This is a genomic window from Granulicatella sp. zg-84 (assembly GCF_010892375.1).
In the GTDB taxonomy this organism is placed as follows: Bacteria; Bacillota; Bacilli; order Lactobacillales; family Aerococcaceae; genus WM01.
In genome coordinates this window covers 41831-58685 of record NZ_WNJX01000012.1, presented here as the reverse complement: position 1 = coordinate 58685, position 16855 = coordinate 41831, and the positions used below count along the sequence as shown (strand labels likewise).

Genomic DNA, 16855 nt, shown 5'->3' with positions numbered 1-16855 from the left:
GTCAATAATTTTTTTGTATAATAATCCATGAGAAATACCTCCTTGTTTAATTGTGGTGATTTAATCATACAGGTATTTCTCTTTTTTTGTCCACTTTTATATACAAAATCGTGTTGGTGGATTATTCCCACCAACACGATTTATTATAGAGCCTAAATAAAGTGGTGAACTGACATCTAAAAGGTCAGTTCACCATTTTTAATGATTATATTGTGTCCCATTCATCTCTTAACACGCCGTATTTAACGGAATCATAATAAACACCTTGCCAATAGCGTACTTTACGAATACATGCTTCTTGTAATAGACCTAGTTTTTCACTAGCTCTCATCATACGTTTATTACCACTCCATGTTGTTAAGCCGATATGTTCAATTTCTGGGAAATCTTTAAATGTTTTAGGTATCCACAAACGTAAGGCTTCTGTTCCGTATCCACCATTCCAATAGTTTTCATCGTAAATCACAATCCCGATTTCAAGCCACCGTGTTTTCTGATATTCCCAGTGTCTAAACAAGGCACCAATTAAAGTATCGTCAACATAGATACCCCAACAGTAATCAGTATTTTTGTAAAATGATAATTCTTTTTGAAATGTTTCAAATGTATACACTTCATAATCTTCAAAGTAAGGTCCGTTCCATTTTGTCCATTCCATATCGGCTTTTGAAAAGCCGATTTTCCACAAGTGATAGACATCTTTTTCTTCAATCGGTTTTATTTCTAGCATCTTATCCCTTCTTTATATCTATTTTTTTCTTTATTTTATATCATCTTTTTGCCAAAAGCAAAGCAATCCGTTAAAATAAGAGGTAAGATTGAAAAAATGGAGGTACTATGATTACATTAGCAATAGAAGCATCAAATAAAACATTATCCATTGCTTTACAAAAAGATAAAGAAATAGTGGCATTTGAACATATTCATCCAACTTTACAGCATAGTATTGTGTTGGCTTCAACAGTTGATACATTGTGCAAACAAGCCCAGTTAATACCTCAACAGATTTCAAAAATTATCGTTTCCAATGGTCCTGGTTCTTATACGGGATTGAGAATAGGAGTAACGTATGCAAAAACACTAGCATATACATTGAAGATACCGCTGATTGCTCTACCAAGTTTAGATTTATTGGCGAACATGTATGTAGCACAAGAGGATGAGTGGATTGTGCCGTTTTTTGATGCACGTCGTCATCATGTTTATGCCGGTATTTATGATAAAAATGGACAAGTCATTTTAGAAAATTGTCATATATCCTTTGACTCTTTACTGGAATTTTTAAAACAGTGCAGCAAACAAATTGTCTTTATTAGCCCAGATATAGAAAGTTATCAAGAGGACATTATAACATTAGAAAATGCACGGTCTGTAATAGTTTATCCAGATGCTAGAGTACTTGCTAGAATAGCGGATAATGCCGATACAGTAGACCCGCACTTGTTGACACCTCTTTACTTGAAAAAAGCAGAAGCAGAGGAAAAATGGTTAGTTGAACATCAAGAAGTTCATCATCTTGTGGAAAGAGTGAAGTACTAATGATACGACAAGCTAATATCGAGGATGCTCTCTTTTTGTATCAAATAGCCCAAGAAACAGGACTATCTTGGTCACAAAAAGATTTTGAAGATGATTTACAATTAAATCGCACTATTTATTTTGTGTCTAAAGAGGGTTTTATTGGTTGCCAATATATTTTAAACGAGGCAGAAATTACCAATATTGCTGTGTCAACAAAATACCAAGGAAAAGGGCATGCAAAAGCTTTATGGCAAATGATGCATAGCTTTTTTAGTGAAAAACATATTGATACGTGCTTTCTGGAAGTGCGTGAAAGTAATGAGAGTGCAAGACGTTTTTATGAAAAAATAGGATTTCGTTTGATGTCGACTAGGAAAAAGTATTATAAAAATCCAGTTGAACATGCGATGATTTATAGGTGGAAAAAAGATGAATGATGTGTTAATTTTAGCGATTGAGTCAAGTTGCGATGAAACAAGTGCAGCTGTGATTAAAAATGGGTGTGAGCAATTATCCAATGTGGTCGCTTCACAAGTAAAAAGTCACATGCGATTTGGAGGTGTCGTTCCAGAAATTGCCAGTCGACATCATGTTGAGCAAATCACACAAGTGATTGATGAAGCACTTGTTGATGCCAATGTCACAATGCATGATATTGATGCAGTGGCTGTTACTGAGGGACCAGGGTTAGTAGGTGCATTGTTAATTGGCATAACAGCTGCTAAAGCACTAGCCTTTGCACACAACAAACCGCTGATTCCTGTTAATCACATGGCGGGACATATTTATGCAAGCCAATTACAAGAACCGTTACAATTTCCGTTAATGGCATTGCTTGTCAGTGGTGGGCATACGGAGTTAGTATATATGCCAGAAGATAATGTATTTAACATTATTGGTGAAACAAGAGATGACGCTGTTGGAGAGGCATACGATAAAGTTGGACGTATTTTGAATTTGTCTTATCCAGGTGGTAAAGCGATTGATGAATTAGCGCATAAAGGACAAGACACGATGAACTTACCACGTGCGATGATAAAAGAGGACAACTTTGATTTTAGTTTCAGCGGACTAAAAAGTGCGGTTATCAATGCTGTGCACAATGCCAAGCAAAAAGGTGACACGATAGAGCCAGAAAATTTAGCAGCGAGTTTTCAAGCAAGTGTTATTGACACACTGGTTCATAAAACTGTGAAAGCTATTCAGACGTATCCGGTAAAACAATTTGTTTTAGCTGGAGGTGTGGCTGCCAATAAAGGATTACGACATACCTTACAAAAAACACTTAACGAACAGTTTCCAAATATTCCACTGACGATTCCACCATTTCAATTATGTGGGGACAATGCCGCCATGATTGGTGCAGCAGCTTATAGCGTATATCAAAGAGGACATTTTGCTCAGCTAGATTTAAATGCTAGTCCGGGATTAAGCTTAGGAGAAGATGAATAAATCATGTTGGTGATCTTGGTCATCAATATGATTTATTATAAAATCAGAAAAATATAATAAAACTACTATAAGTCAGAATAGTTGATAATTCAGTTGTTTGTATGTGGTAAGCGTTTTATAAAAAGTGCAAGTAGATTGTTAAAGGTATTAGTAAAATGTGCTGTTGCTTTTCATTTTAGTCAATTATTGGATATTCATTATATGCAAAATACCACATATAGTATGGGAATGACTAGCATAGTGGATACTCTACTAGGTATTTATGAGAATACACATCATGATGACCATTTATAGTCAGCTTATGATAACATAAAAAAAATTGAAGATTACATTTTGTTATTAGAGGGTGATGATGCTATCCCATCCCTATTGTTTGATAGTGTCGGTTTTGATGTTGTTGAAGGATTTCGTGTCATCATTATGAAAATGGTAGATAGTAACAATGAAATCAGGTTTTACAGCCTTCTACAAAAATATAAAACAAATAAATTGGAGAGAAAATATGAAATTTATCGTTAAAGAAATAAAAGATAAGGAAGAAAAGGAAAAAATTTCTAAGGAAGTTCTTTATGATCTCCCAGAATGGTTTGGTATGCCAGAAAGCACAGAAGAATATATCACTGACTCACAAGACAAACCTTTCTTGGCTTCTTTTTATCAAGATGAGATTGTAGGATTTATAGTTTTAAATACTACAAGCCCAGACTGTGCAGATATATTTGTAATGGGAATAAAAAAGAAATTTCACCGACAAGGTGCAGCAACACAATTAAATGAAGCGTATGAAAAATTAGCTAAGAAATTGGGATACATATATTCTCAAGTGAAAACAGTTCAATCTGGCCACTATAAAGAATATGATATTACGAATAGTTTCTATACTTCGGTAGGTTATAAGGAGTTAGAAGTATTTCCAACTTTATGGGATGAATGGAACCCTTGCCAAATTTACATTAAATATTTAGGAGATTAAACATATAATGACAAGTCTTCAGACGTCACTTGAATATAGTTTCTGTAAGTATTGATTTGACTATATGATTTTACAGGTGATTTTCATGCTATAATTATGTTAATAAAATCAAAGATTTTAGTACTTCTACAAAATATTAAAACTCAAGAAAGTAATAATCTATGTGTTGTTTAGAGCCATATAATATTACATGGTTCTAAGCAATACATGGGAACTAGAAAAGGGAAATCACTTTGATAAAAATAAAAAAAGAAACTATTAAAGCTAAAGGTTTGGTAATAGAAGTTTATACAGAAGATTTTAAGAATGATTATATTATTGCGAGATATAAAAACAAGGAAAAACCTAATGTTGTTGTGGCAAATTGGATGAGAAATTTTAATACGATTGAATATTTAGGAATTTGGGAAAGTTAGACAATCCAGATTTAACCCCCTCGAATTCGAGGGGGTTTAAAAGAAGCTGGAAGTAACTCGTTTAGATTATCACCACAGAAATGGGCAATAACTACTAATGCTAGGGGAACTGACATTTAGAGTCTGTCAGTTCCCCATGTTTTTTATATAAAATTTATTTAGTAATATACTTACTCGGCGAATACGGTGTAATATCCATTGGAAGTTCTTTTTCTTGAATAAGTTCAGATAACAAATATCCAATGTATGCACCCGATGTTAGACCAGATGCACCTAGTCCGCTTGCGGTATATACATTTTCTAAGTAAGGAACACTACCAAAAAATGGCGTGTAGTCGCTCGTGTAAGCACGTGTGCCTACACGAATGTCCTCCATATCGCATCTATCTAATTCTGGTAACCAATGACTTGCTTCTGCTTTCATTTGTTCTAAAACGGTTAAATCAGGTGTTAAATCAAAGCCCATATCATTTTCGTGGGTAGCACCGATAACCCATTTACCATTTTTAAATGGTAATAAATCAATTTCGCTTTGAGGCATTAAAACAGGATAGTTATCTGTTTGTTGATTGGATAGACAAGCACTAAATAATTGTCCTTTTTGTGCACGTACGTCTACTTTTAGTCCAAAAGGTGCTAAGCATTCTGGCAACCATGCACCCACCGCTAATACAATCGCATCAAATTCTAGGGATGTGATATCTACTTTAGTGTTCACAAAATGAAAATCAAATTGAGAAGAGGCTTGATGTAAGGTATCAATAAAATCTTTTCCATCAATCAAAGCCCCACCAGATGCGAATAATGCAGGACTAGGGGGAGTGAGTTCAGGCATCAAAGTTGTTAAATCATCGACACTCATCCGTTTTAAATCACCTATTAATGTATCTATTTCCCGTCTTTGATGTGCTAAGTTCGTGATTTTATCTAATAATTTATCCGATTTTTTAAAGACGAGTGTTCCATTCTGTTGATAAAAATCAGTGTTATATCCAAGACTTTGTAAATCGCTTAATAATGTTTGATAGAAACTTGCACCGTTGGCTGTTAAACGATACCAGACTTTATTTCGTCTTTGAGATAACCAAGGGCTAATAATACCTGCTGCCGCTTTTGTTGCTTGTCCTGTCCCGTCGTCAAATAAGGTTATGTTGTGACCTGCTTTGGCAAGATAAAAGGCACATGTTGAACCAACAATACCTCCACCAATTACAGCAATACGTTTTTTCATAATATTCTCCTTAAAAGTGCTTATGTAGAGGTTGAGTGAGTGATGTATTTAGAAGTACCATTAACTTTAGTCGTGCTTTTTGACCACTTAAACCTGTTGTAAAAATAACGCCAGCTTCTTTTAATTGTCTACCTCCACCTACGTAGTCGTACACATCTTGTGTGACACCATTAAAAGCACGAGAAACAAGTACAACAGGGATATCTTGTTCAATAATATGCTTTAATCCAGATAATGTTTTCGGAGGTAAGTTCCCTGCACCAAGTGCTTCAATGACAAGTCCGTCTGTGTTTTCTTTTGTAAGCATATTTAAGAAAAAGCTATCCATGCCTGCATGAGCTTTTATTAAATGAATATTTTGTTTATGTAATTCTTTAATAGGAAATGTTTCATATTCTGTTAGCGTTTGGAAATACAATACACGGTTTTTAGAAATTAAACCAATAGGGCCAAAGGTAGGTGTTTGGAATGTCGCTAAATTTGTTGTGTGTGTTTTTGTGACATATTTTGCTGTATGAATTTCATCGTTCATCACAACAAGAACACCTTTTCCAATACTTTCATCACATAGTCCTACTAAAATAGCATTTTGCAAATTGATTAAACCATCAGAACCGAGTTCATTACTAGAACGCATAGCACCGGTGACAACAATAGGAATATCTTTTGGTAATGTTAAATCTAAAAAATATGCGGTTTCTTCTAAAGTGTCTGTACCATGTGTGATAACGACAGCGTTGATTCCCTCTTGAATGGCTCTTTCAATACGTTCTTTCAAAGCAAACATTTCCACTTGTGTGATATGAGGTGACGGTAAATGAAAAAAATCTTCTTGAGTAATTTGCGCTGGATAATATAAAGTTTCTGTATGTTTTAATAAAGGATTTGATTCCGTTGGTGCTACACGTCCAGTTGTTTGATCTTCGCTCATAGAAATAGTGCCGCCAGTATGTAAAATTAGCAAATGCTTCATATAAATAACCTCCAAAATCATAACTACGTCTATTATACATGAAATTTAATATTTTGGTAAAAAATAATATGTCAAATAGACTTTACTTTTTTTGTAAAGTTTACTTGACACAAAATGTAAAGTATACTATACTTTCAGTATAAGAAATAATACATTTTATATGGTGCACAGAATATGAAAGGTAGATGCTTATGAAAATAGATAATCGTATTAAAGAATTACGAAAAGAAAAGCGATTATCGCAAGAAATGCTTGCAGATATGGTCGATGTGACCAGACAAACCATTATTTCGTTAGAACAAGGAAAATATATCGCTTCATTACCATTAGCGTATCAAATTGCTAAAATATTTCATTTAACGATTGAAGATGTTTTTATATTTCAGGAGGATGAAAATGTATAAATTAAAAGAATTTTTTAGGAATTATAAAAAATTAGATAGACAGTATAGACAAGGTATTGTAGCTATGATTAGTTCTCTTGTTTTTGTTTTTATCCTCTATTTAGGGTATAAAAAAGATTCGGGATTTTTGTTGGGTATATTATGTGGTGAAATACTTACACTTATTTTATATTTTATTTATTTGTACATACAAACAAAAGGTTTTAAGAAATTTGCTAAATTAAATGATGAACGATTATTGTTCATCAGTGATAAATCTAGGTTAATTGCCTCAAAAATCACTTTTTCCATACTCATAACTATAACAGGATTTTGTGGTGGTTTTTTAGTTGCTGATTATGAAAAATATGGTGGAATAAATCAACAACCAGAAAAACTTGTTTTATGGACCGTATTAATAATGGGTGCTACAATAATAGTATTATTTTTTATTGTGATGAATGTGGTATATGCTATTTTAAAAAGAAAAATGTAGGAAGGTGTTTTTATGTTAGAAGTGCAACATTTACAAAAATCATTTGGTGAATTGAAAGCTGTTAATGACGTTTCATTTAAAGTGGATAATGGAAAAATTCTAGGATTGATTGGAAAGAATGGTGCTGGGAAATCGACTATTTTTAGATTGATTTTAGATTTTATTACAGCCGATAGAGGTACTGTTTTATGGAATAATCACCCATTTACAAAAGAGGATAGTAATGATATTGGTTATTTACCAGAAGAACGAGGTTTGTCTATCAAGCTTACAATTGAAGAGCAACTACTATATTTTGCTGAATTACGTGGTAAAACAAAAAAAGAAATTTCTCCTAAAATTAATGAATGGCTAAAATTATTTGATGTCAAAGGAAAAAGAAAAGATAAAATTAAAACATTATCCAAAGGAAATCAACAAAAAGTGCAAGTCATTGCCACATTGATACACGAGCCTAAATTGATTATTTTAGACGAGCCATTTTCAGGTCTAGATCCTCTCAATGCAGAGTTATTAAAAAAAGGTATTTTATCCTTACGTGATAGAGGAGCATGTGTCATTTTTTCAAGTCATAATATGGAAAACGTTTCTGAATTATGTGATGAATTATTAATGATTGATAAAGGGCAAGTTGTTTTAAAAGGTAGTGTACAAGAAATTCGTGAATTTTTTGGTCGTACACATGTCTTTTTAGAATCTAAGCATACTCCTGAAGAATTATTGCAAGTTCCAGGTGTGAAATCTGTCGTAAAAGCTAAACATAATGGATTAAACATTACTTTAGAAAATGAAGAAGCAGGGAAAATTTTATATGAGTATGTAACAAAAGATGGCTATATTCAAACGTTTAGTCAACAGCCATTAACATTAGAAGAAATTTTTAAATTGAAAGCAGGCGAACATCATGAGTAAATTTAAAACTATTTTAAAAGAATGTTATCGAAGAAATATTAAATCTGGTGCTTTTATAGCCATGGTTGTGTTACCTATTATTTTCTTTGTTATTATACAGTTTGTTGGTGGATACATTGGCAATCAACAAAAAGAAGCAGCTTATCGTCCAGTGGGAATTTTGACACAAGATACCAACTTGTTAAATCGTATTAAAGCATTGAATACAGAGCTATCATTAGTTGACACAAAAGATGAGGCTGATGCACTTGCAAAATTAGAATCAAACGATATTTTTGCTTATGTAACGATTGAAGAAAAAGCAGGAAAAATTCATGCACAATTATATCGTAAAGCATCTAGTGATAAAGTCGACACAACAAAATTATCACAAGTTTTAACGGGAATTGAATTACAAAATGTTATGGCAGAGCATCGTGTGGATGCACAAGTTGCTCAAACATTATTACAAACACATGTAAGTATTTCAAGTAATCGTTTAGATGAAGAGTCATTAAAAGAAGGTATTGTTAAAATACAAGATGAGGGAGATCAAAAAGAATCTCTACGCCAAATCATTGCATACGGTGCTATTTTCTTCTTATACATCATGCTATCTATGTACATGAGTATAATTGGACAAGAAATTGCAAGTGAAAAAGGAACGCGCATGATGGAAATTATTTTATCAAGTACCGATGCAAAAACACATTTCTTAGGTAAACTATGTGGTATTTCATTAGTGGTCGTTACACAAATTGGTATTTATGCTATATTAGGAGTGGTAGCGTGGTTTGTTTTTGACGGAGCAACATTATTGAATACATTATTAGGTGGTATCAATCTTTGGGAAGTCGCTGGAGATATGCTTGTTTATACGGGTATCTTTGCTTTACTTGGCACGATTTTATTTACCGTTATTTCAGGTGTGTGTGGTTCAATGGTTTCTAAAGTTGAAGATGTTCAAAAAGTGATGTTACCTCTTGTTTTATTCTTAGTTGTCGGATTTTATATTGGAATGTTCGGTATGATAATGCCAAATAATATTGTCGTTCGTGTAGCATCGTTTATTCCAATTTTATCACCATTTATCGTTCCATTTAGAGTAGCATCAAGTTCTATTCAAGTTGTTGAGCTATTTAGTATTATGGGATTAACGATAGCTTTTACCATTTTAGTATTATATTTAGGTATGGAAATGTATAAGGCAAATGTTTTAATTTACTCAGATAAAGGACCTTTGCAAGTGATTAAACAAGGATTTACTTTAATGAAAAGTGAACGTAAAAGAAACAATAAAAATAGTTAGAAAAACGGCTCTTCGTCATATCAAAAGACGAAGAGCCATTATTGTTAGTCATAAAAAATTTGATGCCAAATTTTTTATATTTTGAAAAGTAAGCATGGGGTATGCTTTTAAAAAAATTATTTTGATTTTAATAAATCACGAATTTCTGTTAATAATTCTTCAGATGTAGGCGCAGCAGGTGTTTCTTCTGTTACTTCTGCTTCGGCTTTTTTTCTTAAAGAGCTTGCTGTTTCAATTGCTTTTAAAGTGAAGAATAAAACAGTACCGATTAAAACAAAGTTAATAACAGCGTTGATAAAGTTACCTACTCTGATTGTTCCTAACATAATGCTTTCAAAACTTGGTTGACCAAAAATCATTGCAATGATTGGTGTGAAAATATCTTCAACTAAAGATTTTACAATTGCTCCAAATGCACCACCGATAATCACAGCAACAGCTAAGTCTACGATGTTACCACGTAATAAAAATGATTTCAATTCTTTTAAAGTATCTTTTAACATAATCCTTGTCCTTTCTATTTATTATAATTATGAATTACAAGAAACCATATTATCGAAAATAGGGCAGAAATGCAATAGAAAAAGGACTAAAATTTTAAATTTAATTTTTTTTTAATCTGATAAATCAAAAAATAAAAATAAGCTGACTTAAAAATTAATATTTGTTTTAAATAGTGGATTTAGTGATACTCAAAAAGGCTTGACATCAAACTATTGAAGTTGATGTCAAGCCTCTTTACTATTTATCCAGCTTTTGTATTTGTACTGATATAAATGATTGGTGTTATATATTTTTTACTTTTAAGTCAGCTTTGAAATAATAGTATAAAACCTTACTTAATCAGTGGGATAATAGAGTCAAATAATTCTTTATTTTCTTCTAACGATTGCTTGCTTCCAACAACGCATCGTGCTTTATGTGACATTGCTTTTTCAACATATGTTGCTAATTGTCTTAAATCTTCAATTGTTGTATGTAGTACTTGTGAACGCTCTTTTTGAACATCTTCTAATGTAATATTTTTTAAATAGCGATTGAATGCTACTAATCCTTTTTCATTTTCGGATAGGGGTGTATCTAATGAGCCGATTGTTCCAATAATATATTTCGTAAGTTCACGATTATCTAATGCTAATGTTTCAATAAATTCTGGTGCTTTCTCATAGGCTTGTATTGTTTTAAGCACATTTGGATCGCGGTAAGACATAAATAAGAAACTACCTTCTTTATCCAAAATAGTAAATGCGCCGTAGGCTCCACCTTGTACACGAACAGTATTCCATAAGTATGTAAACGATAGAAGTGTTTTAAGCACGAGTAAGTGACCTGTAAAGGATAATCCATCTAAGGCAACATTGTAACCTTGTCCGACGTATTGAATGTCTTGGGATAAAGCAAATCCTTCATTTAAAATACCAAATGGTTCAATGAAAGGAACACTTTCTAATGGTTTATTTGGTAAATTTGTTAGAAATGGTTTTATCGTGTCTTGGATAGAGGTTGATGCACCTGTATAACCAATGGTTAATTTATGTTGGTTAAATAATTGAGCATAAACACGTTGCAGATTTTGAATAAGTGTTGAAGCTTGTTCGTCAAAATCTTCCAATATATCGGCAATAAAACGATAGAAATCAATACCACCTGTAAATTGTCCATAAGCAGCTTTTGAACTGTAATAGCTTGTTAAACGATTAAACGCTACTACATGGCTCGTGCCAAAGAATTGATTTGATTCGATACGAGATTTGATTTTTAATAATTCTTCTTTTAATTTTTGTTTATCTGTAAATTGTGTGTGTAGTAAAATCTCTTTTAATAAAGTTAGTAATGTTGGTGTATATTCAGAGAATGCTTTACCACTCACTGTTAAAATTGGGATAGATACGTCGCCTTTTGTATAGGCGCTTGTATTGAAGGAAACACCGCCCGTATAGCTATCAATTTCAGTGGATAATGCTTCAACAGAATAGTTACTTGTACCAAGATGTTCCAATAATCGAACGATTAACCCAACGTAAGTATAATCACTGTGTTGAATATGCGATATATCAAAGAAAAAGTTAAAATAATCAATATTTCCAGTAAATGTTTTATATGTTAAATAAGTTACTGTGTCTTGTTTATCAACGATAAGAGGATAGTCACTTGCTGTTTCGTTTAAATCTTCTAAAGATAGTAGTGGTAATTTTTCTAAATCTTCTTTTGTATCGTCTGTTTGTTGAATGTGCAATAATGTTTGTGTTTCTTTTACTAAAGTATCAATGTCATCTTTTGTCAAAGAGTTTTTATATAATTGCAAGTCTTGATGTACTTTCTCGAATGTTTGTTTGTTCAAATTCTTTTGTGGAATAGCATGTAACATCAAAATATGCGTATTATTTAATAGATACTTACGAATTAAATCAATAAGAATTTTTGGATTTTTTTCGATGTCATCTAAGTCTTTTGTAAATCCAAAGTAACTAAATGGATTATCATTATACAACCATGATTCCATAGCGTTAATAGCACGTACAACACCTTTTGCCGCAGCGCCTTCCTCATTGCCTTCCAATAGCATAAATCGTGCTTTGTTAATGGCAGCAGTAACCAGTTTTTGTTCCAAACCATTTTCTACAATATCGTTTAATGTATCAAAAACAATACGCTTGAAAGTATCAGCATGTTTGATGTCACTATTTTTTAAGAGAATGCTCAAATTTGATAAATGAGATGGTGCCGCATACCAACTGGAAACGTCAGATGTAATACCAGATTGTAACAGTGCTTTTTTTAATGGGGCGGCATTAGAGCCTAAAGCACCTAATAAAATATCTGATAAAATTGTCATTTGTAAATACATTTTGCTATCGGCACTTTGTCCAATGGCGAAATTCATAGATAAGAATGTTTTGTTTTCTTCCGTTTCATCCTCTTCAATCGAATAAGAAATAGTTTCTTCTTTTATTGATTCAAATGGTTTTTGGTCAATAAAAGGTTTCACAATGTCTTTATAATCAAATTGATTAAAATACATGTCCAAATGAGCAAGTTTTTCCTCAATATCCATAGCTCCATATAAGAATGTATATGAGTTACTTGGATGATAGTAAGTACTATGAAAATCAACGAATGCATCTTGTGTTAACGTTGGAATCGAAAGAGGATGGCCTCCAGACTCATGTTGACAAAGTGTGTCTGGGAATAATCTCGCATCAATTTCTCTATAGATTACTTGTTCAGGATCTGAAAAAGCACCTTTCATTTCGTTGTAAACGACACCTTTATAAATCAAATCATCTTCTGGTTTTTCTAAGTGATAGTGCCAACCTTCTTGTTTTAAAATATACGGATTATCAATCAATCTAGGGAAAAAGACAGCGTCCAAATAAACGTCCATTAAATTTGTAAAATCTTTATCATTTTCAGAAGAAACAGGATACATTGTTTTGTCTGAGAAAGTCATTGCATTTAAAAATGTGTTTAATGATCCTTTTGCTAATTCAACAAATGGTTCTTTTGTAGGGTATTTTTTAGAGCCGCATAAAACAGAATGCTCCAAAATATGCGCGATTCCATTATCATCGTATGGGATTGTCATAAATGAAATAGAAAAAGTTTTATTTTTTTCCTCATTTTGAACATAGGCAACTCTAGCTTTTGTTTTATCATGTTCATATAAGAAACCGATACTATTGATGTCGGGTAAATTGATACGTTCTTTTAAATGAAAACTCATATATTTTCTCCTTTATGCTAAGTCTAGGGCGTCAATAGCCCATTTGCCGTTGACGTGAAATAATTGTCCTTTTGGCAAATGTAATTTGTTTTCAATGCGGTTATGTACTATGTCGACTAAATCTTGGTTGTAATCAACTCTAGCTTGATTATTCGGTGACAAGACCATAATAAAAGGCTTACCACTTTCTTCATGGAAGAATAAATGTGTGTTTTCTTTTAATTGATTTTGTTCTTGTAGTAGTGTATGTGTGAATAACTTGACACATTCAACTTCCGTATCAAGTAATTGACTATCTAAAATATTGATTTTTTCGTAAAATTCTGTTACGTAGTTTGTAAAGCGCAGTGTGTAATCAGAATAGTCATTTGTACCACCTTCAAACATAGTTGCTGAAACATCTTCAAAAGCAACTGTGTCATTTGGGATGAAAAACACTAAAAATTTCTTTTGTGAATCTTCGTATAAACAAGGATATGTAAATGACGTCACTTCATTTGTATGCGGATCATGGGCTTGAAATAATGTTCCTTCATACAATGCTTTGGCAATATCTGGTTGCTCTTGTTTATTGATATAGTGATAACATGTCGCTTCAAATGTTTGGTTGTGTTGATTAGTTAATGGATAATTTGCTTGTTTTTTAAATAAAACCGTCATAAAAGTCCTCCTGTAAAACGAATACATACATTTTAACACAATTTTAATGTTGTTGCATTAAATATTCTTGCTGGTTTTTTTGTACAAAAAGTAGTAGGATATAGCGTATAAGAAATAGAGCATAGGAGATGAACAGAATGAGTTTGTTTGAAAGTTTAAAAGGGAAAATTGTCAATAAGAATATTCGTATTGTTTTTCCAGAAGCGGTTGATGTGCGTGTATTAGGTGCAGCAGTTCGCTTAAAAGCAGATAATTTATTAGAGCCTGTTTTATTAGGAAATGTTGAAGAAGTAACGAAACTAGCGACACAACGTGGTTTATCTATTCAAGGATTGACTATTATTGACCCAAAAACATATGATAAAAAAGAAGAAATGGTGAATGCTTTTGTAGAACGCCGTAATGGGAAAGTGTCTAAAGAAGATGCGTATACTTTATTAGAAGATGAAAACTACTTTGGAACAATGCTTGTTTATATGGACTTAGTAGATGGTTTAGTGTCTGGAGCAATTCATTCGACGGGCGATACTGTTCGACCTGCTCTACAAATCATTAAAACAAAACCAGGTATTAGTAAAACAAGTGGAGCATTTGTGATGATACGTGGCGATAGAGAACGTTATGTGTTTAGTGATTGTGCAATTAACTTAGAACCAACAGCACAAGAATTAGCAGAAATTGCTGTTGAAAGTGCAAAAACAGCAGAAATTTTTGATATTGAACCAAATGTAGCGATGTTAAGTTTCTCAACAAAAGGTTCTGCTAAAGGTGAGAGTGTTTCTAAAGTTGTAGAAGCTGCTCAAATTGCAAAAACATTAGCACCACAATACAATATCGACGGGGAATTACAGTTTGATGCAGCATTTGTGCCAAGTGTTGCTGAACAAAAAGCACCAGATTCATCAGTTGCAGGTAAAGCAACAGTTTTTGTTTTCCCTGAAATTCAATCTGGAAATATTGGCTATAAAATCGCACAACGCTTAGGCGGATTCGAAGCTATTGGTCCCATTTTACAAGGGTTAAACAAACCAATTTCAGATTTATCTCGTGGTTGTAATGAAGAAGATGTTTATAAATTAGCGATTATTACAGCAAATCAAAGTTTATTGAAATAGATATTGAAAGACGACCAAGCGTTATGCTCGGTCGTCTGTTTTGTTCATGTTTTTTAAATCTTCTTGCAAAGTCTGTAGTTTTTCTTGAATGCGTCTAAAACGAGGCTGGTTTTCTTGTGTAAATTGTTTTACACGACGTTGTACATCTTGAATAGTTTCCTGTAAAAAAGGTGCAGCATCATCTTTTAAATAGGCAACTTGTTCTTTTACATCACCTACTGATGACATAAGACTTTTACTTGATTGTTTAATATTATCAATGGCTATTTTAGCATGCTCTAATTGTTCTTCACGTTTTTGTTTAGGTGTTAATAAAACATACGCGCCTGATAAAGAGCCTACCCATAACGCTGCTTTTATTAGTTTTTTCATAATGACCTCTTAAAATTGATTTTTAATATTTTGTGCAATTTCTTGCATCATGTCACTAGTGTAGTCGTCCATATTCGAACGCATTGTTAAAGCAAAGTCATCCTCATTTGTGTAGCGTGGTATTAAATGGATATGTGAATGAAAAACACTTTGATACGCCAATTCTTTATTATTGTTGACAATATTTAATCCTTGCATATCTGGAAATGCTTTTTGTAAAGCATTAGCAACTTTAGGAATGGCTGTTGCTAGATGTGTAGCAATACTAGGTGTCCATTCAAAAACATCTTTGACGTGCTCTTTTGGGATGATGAGAGTATGTCCTTTTGTGACTTGTGTAATGTCTAAAAAGGCAAAAACAAAGTCGTCTTCATATACTTTATAACTTGGAATATTTCCTTTTAAAATGTTGCAAAATATACAATCTGTCATGAGATTTCCTCCCCAAATATTAATACCCTCACTCTAACATAAAAAAAAGTGAAAAACAACGAAAAAAATTTTGATAAATCGACAAAGTAGTGATACAATAATACCATTCGCATAAAATCCTTTCATTTTATGAGAGATGCTAGCATATTGAAAAGAGGTGAAAATATGGGCGGCAAACCAATAATTTTTGAGTTATTTGGCATTGAAATAACATTTTCAATCGTTTTATCAACTCTTATAACCTGTGCGAGTGTTATTGTATTTACATATTTTACAACTAAAAAACTATCAATCCGACCAAACCGTGGCCAGACTGTAATGGAGATGTTGGTGAATTTTATCAAAGATATTGTGACAAATAATGTGAAGTGGGAAGTAGCAGGCAAACCACTAACCATATTTGGAACAACTTTGTTTCTGTTCATTTTAATGTCTAACTTACTAGACTTGCCATTTTTTGTTGAAGCAGGTGGATATTCTTTCTGGAATGCTCCAACAGCTAATGCGGTAGTATGTTTAGTTTTGTCCTTAATGGTTATTTTATTAAGTCACTATTTAGGGATACAACGTTTCGGGTTTAAAAAATATGTATCTAAAAATTATTTAGAACCCGTGAAGTTTTTGCTTCCTTTAAAAATTTTAGAGGAATTTACGAATACGTTAACACTGGCTTTACGTCTGTATGGAAATATTTATGCAGGTGAAGTTTTAATCGCATTACTTGCCCAAATGAGTTTGGCAGCTGGATTGGGAACCATTATTCCAGCAGTTGTTTTAACTGTTATATGGCAAGCATTCTCTGTTATGGTAGCAGGTATTCAAGCGTATGTATTTACGACACTATCTATGGTTTATATTGGTCATAAATTAGAAGATAGCCATGATTAAATGATTTATAGAAAAGATT

General features: G+C 32.7%; 20 protein-coding genes. 12 read left to right on the top strand and 8 right to left on the bottom strand.

The window, feature by feature from the left end; translation table 11 throughout:
* Positions 1-205: 205 nt before the first annotated feature.
* Positions 206-730 carry a GNAT family protein gene (locus GMA06_RS04195; protein ID WP_163546414.1) on the bottom strand — a complete coding sequence of 175 codons (525 nt, stop codon included), beginning with the start codon at positions 728-730 and terminating at the stop codon, positions 206-208.
* Positions 731-837: 107 nt separating this feature from the next.
* Between GMA06_RS04195 and tsaB the strand changes: the two genes are divergently transcribed.
* From tsaB to GMA06_RS08405, 6 genes are all read left to right on the top strand, one after another.
* A complete protein-coding gene (gene tsaB, locus GMA06_RS04190; RefSeq protein ID WP_163561797.1) occupies positions 838-1539 on the top strand; it encodes a tRNA (adenosine(37)-N6)-threonylcarbamoyltransferase complex dimerization subunit type 1 TsaB in 702 nt (233 codons plus the stop codon).
* Positions 1539-1958 (top strand): ribosomal protein S18-alanine N-acetyltransferase, encoded by a 420-nt coding sequence (rimI, locus tag GMA06_RS04185; RefSeq protein WP_163561796.1) that lies wholly within the window; start codon positions 1539-1541, stop codon positions 1956-1958. Before tsaB ends, rimI begins: the two co-directional genes overlap by 1 nt.
* A complete protein-coding gene (gene tsaD / locus GMA06_RS04180) occupies positions 1951-2973 on the top strand; it encodes a tRNA (adenosine(37)-N6)-threonylcarbamoyltransferase complex transferase subunit TsaD (protein ID WP_163561795.1) in 1023 nt (340 codons plus the stop codon). The genes rimI and tsaD overlap by 8 nt, the downstream gene beginning before the upstream one ends.
* 135 nt (positions 2974-3108) lie before the next feature.
* Positions 3109-3267, top strand: a complete 159-nt coding sequence (locus GMA06_RS04175; RefSeq protein ID WP_163561794.1) for a hypothetical protein — start codon at positions 3109-3111, stop codon at positions 3265-3267.
* Positions 3268-3475: 208 nt separating this feature from the next.
* The gene (locus tag GMA06_RS04170; RefSeq protein ID WP_163546439.1) at positions 3476-3946 is read left to right on the top strand and encodes a GNAT family N-acetyltransferase; all 471 of its coding nucleotides are present in this window, start codon (positions 3476-3478) and stop codon (positions 3944-3946) included.
* Positions 3947-4179: 233 nt separating this feature from the next.
* Positions 4180-4362, top strand: a complete 183-nt coding sequence (locus tag GMA06_RS08405; RefSeq protein WP_205426216.1) for a hypothetical protein — start codon at positions 4180-4182, stop codon at positions 4360-4362.
* Between the two features lie 154 nt (positions 4363-4516).
* Here the strand turns inward: GMA06_RS08405 and GMA06_RS04160 are convergent, their stop codons facing one another.
* Both GMA06_RS04160 and GMA06_RS04155 read right to left on the bottom strand, forming a co-directional pair.
* Positions 4517-5593 carry an FAD-binding oxidoreductase gene (locus GMA06_RS04160; RefSeq protein WP_163561793.1) on the bottom strand — a complete coding sequence of 359 codons (1077 nt, stop codon included), beginning with the start codon at positions 5591-5593 and terminating at the stop codon, positions 4517-4519.
* 10 nt (positions 5594-5603) lie between these two features.
* Positions 5604-6566, bottom strand: coding sequence for an asparaginase (locus GMA06_RS04155; protein WP_163546420.1), 963 nt, complete (start codon positions 6564-6566; stop codon positions 5604-5606).
* Between the two features lie 197 nt (positions 6567-6763).
* Here GMA06_RS04155 and GMA06_RS04150 point away from each other — a divergent pair, with 197 nt between their 5' ends.
* Genes GMA06_RS04150 through GMA06_RS04135 form a run of 4 tightly spaced genes read left to right on the top strand, consistent with a single transcriptional unit; the run spans position 6764 to position 9645 of the window.
* Entirely contained in the window at positions 6764-6970 is a 207-nt protein-coding gene (locus GMA06_RS04150; protein WP_163546440.1) for a helix-turn-helix transcriptional regulator, read from the top strand.
* Positions 6963-7445, top strand: coding sequence for a hypothetical protein (locus GMA06_RS04145; RefSeq protein WP_163546421.1), 483 nt, complete (start codon positions 6963-6965; stop codon positions 7443-7445). The genes GMA06_RS04150 and GMA06_RS04145 overlap by 8 nt, the downstream gene beginning before the upstream one ends.
* 12 nt (positions 7446-7457) lie before the next feature.
* The gene (locus GMA06_RS04140) at positions 7458-8357 is read left to right on the top strand and encodes an ABC transporter ATP-binding protein (protein ID WP_163561792.1); all 900 of its coding nucleotides are present in this window, start codon (positions 7458-7460) and stop codon (positions 8355-8357) included.
* The gene (locus GMA06_RS04135) at positions 8350-9645 is read left to right on the top strand and encodes an ABC transporter permease (protein WP_163546423.1); all 1296 of its coding nucleotides are present in this window, start codon (positions 8350-8352) and stop codon (positions 9643-9645) included. Before GMA06_RS04140 ends, GMA06_RS04135 begins: the two co-directional genes overlap by 8 nt.
* Positions 9646-9761: 116 nt before the next feature.
* Here GMA06_RS04135 and mscL read toward each other — a convergent pair whose 3' ends face one another.
* The 3 genes from mscL to GMA06_RS04120 form a co-directional block, all read right to left on the bottom strand.
* Positions 9762-10148, bottom strand: a complete 387-nt coding sequence (mscL, locus tag GMA06_RS04130; RefSeq protein ID WP_163546424.1) for a large conductance mechanosensitive channel protein MscL — start codon at positions 10146-10148, stop codon at positions 9762-9764.
* A 332-nt stretch (positions 10149-10480) separates the two neighbouring features.
* Positions 10481-13369 (bottom strand): insulinase family protein, encoded by a 2889-nt coding sequence (locus tag GMA06_RS04125; RefSeq protein ID WP_163561791.1) that lies wholly within the window; start codon positions 13367-13369, stop codon positions 10481-10483.
* Between the two features lie 12 nt (positions 13370-13381).
* Positions 13382-14029 (bottom strand): CpXC domain-containing protein, encoded by a 648-nt coding sequence (locus tag GMA06_RS04120; protein ID WP_163561790.1) that lies wholly within the window; start codon positions 14027-14029, stop codon positions 13382-13384.
* Positions 14030-14166: 137 nt separating this feature from the next.
* Here GMA06_RS04120 and pta point away from each other — a divergent pair, with 137 nt between their 5' ends.
* Positions 14167-15144, top strand: coding sequence for a phosphate acetyltransferase (gene pta, locus GMA06_RS04115; protein ID WP_163546427.1), 978 nt, complete (start codon positions 14167-14169; stop codon positions 15142-15144).
* Between the two features lie 21 nt (positions 15145-15165).
* Here pta and GMA06_RS04110 read toward each other — a convergent pair whose 3' ends face one another.
* On the bottom strand, positions 15166-15516 hold the full coding sequence (locus tag GMA06_RS04110) for a hypothetical protein (RefSeq protein WP_163561789.1): 351 nt from the start codon (positions 15514-15516) through the stop codon (positions 15166-15168).
* 9 nt (positions 15517-15525) lie between these two features.
* Positions 15526-15948 carry an HIT family protein gene (locus GMA06_RS04105; protein WP_163561788.1) on the bottom strand — a complete coding sequence of 141 codons (423 nt, stop codon included), beginning with the start codon at positions 15946-15948 and terminating at the stop codon, positions 15526-15528.
* 165 nt (positions 15949-16113) lie between these two features.
* On the opposite strand from GMA06_RS04105, the gene atpB reads away from it, so the two are divergent.
* A complete protein-coding gene (gene atpB / locus GMA06_RS04100) occupies positions 16114-16836 on the top strand; it encodes a F0F1 ATP synthase subunit A (protein ID WP_163546430.1) in 723 nt (240 codons plus the stop codon).
* Positions 16837-16855 lie beyond the last annotated feature (19 nt).

Bases quoted from the DNA above. Each gene is read 5' to 3' on its own strand.
- GMA06_RS04195 (WP_163546414.1), bottom strand. From the start codon at position 730: ATGCTAGAAATAAAACCGATTGAAGAAAAAGATGTCTATCACTTGTGG.
- tsaB (WP_163561797.1), top strand. From the start codon at position 838: ATGATTACATTAGCAATAGAAGCATCAAATAAAACATTATCCATTGCT.
- rimI (WP_163561796.1), top strand. From the start codon at position 1,539: ATGATACGACAAGCTAATATCGAGGATGCTCTCTTTTTGTATCAAATA.
- tsaD (WP_163561795.1), top strand. From the start codon at position 1,951: ATGAATGATGTGTTAATTTTAGCGATTGAGTCAAGTTGCGATGAAACA.
- GMA06_RS04170 (WP_163546439.1), top strand. From the start codon at position 3,476: ATGAAATTTATCGTTAAAGAAATAAAAGATAAGGAAGAAAAGGAAAAA.
- GMA06_RS04160 (WP_163561793.1), bottom strand. From the start codon at position 5,593: ATGAAAAAACGTATTGCTGTAATTGGTGGAGGTATTGTTGGTTCAACA.
- GMA06_RS04155 (WP_163546420.1), bottom strand. From the start codon at position 6,566: ATGAAGCATTTGCTAATTTTACATACTGGCGGCACTATTTCTATGAGC.
- GMA06_RS04145 (WP_163546421.1), top strand. From the start codon at position 6,963: ATGTATAAATTAAAAGAATTTTTTAGGAATTATAAAAAATTAGATAGA.
- GMA06_RS04140 (WP_163561792.1), top strand. From the start codon at position 7,458: ATGTTAGAAGTGCAACATTTACAAAAATCATTTGGTGAATTGAAAGCT.
- GMA06_RS04135 (WP_163546423.1), top strand. From the start codon at position 8,350: ATGAGTAAATTTAAAACTATTTTAAAAGAATGTTATCGAAGAAATATT.
- mscL (WP_163546424.1), bottom strand. From the start codon at position 10,148: ATGTTAAAAGATACTTTAAAAGAATTGAAATCATTTTTATTACGTGGT.
- GMA06_RS04125 (WP_163561791.1), bottom strand. From the start codon at position 13,369: ATGAGTTTTCATTTAAAAGAACGTATCAATTTACCCGACATCAATAGT.
- GMA06_RS04120 (WP_163561790.1), bottom strand. From the start codon at position 14,029: ATGACGGTTTTATTTAAAAAACAAGCAAATTATCCATTAACTAATCAA.
- pta (WP_163546427.1), top strand. From the start codon at position 14,167: ATGAGTTTGTTTGAAAGTTTAAAAGGGAAAATTGTCAATAAGAATATT.
- GMA06_RS04110 (WP_163561789.1), bottom strand. From the start codon at position 15,516: ATGAAAAAACTAATAAAAGCAGCGTTATGGGTAGGCTCTTTATCAGGC.
- GMA06_RS04105 (WP_163561788.1), bottom strand. From the start codon at position 15,948: ATGACAGATTGTATATTTTGCAACATTTTAAAAGGAAATATTCCAAGT.
- atpB (WP_163546430.1), top strand. From the start codon at position 16,114: ATGGGCGGCAAACCAATAATTTTTGAGTTATTTGGCATTGAAATAACA.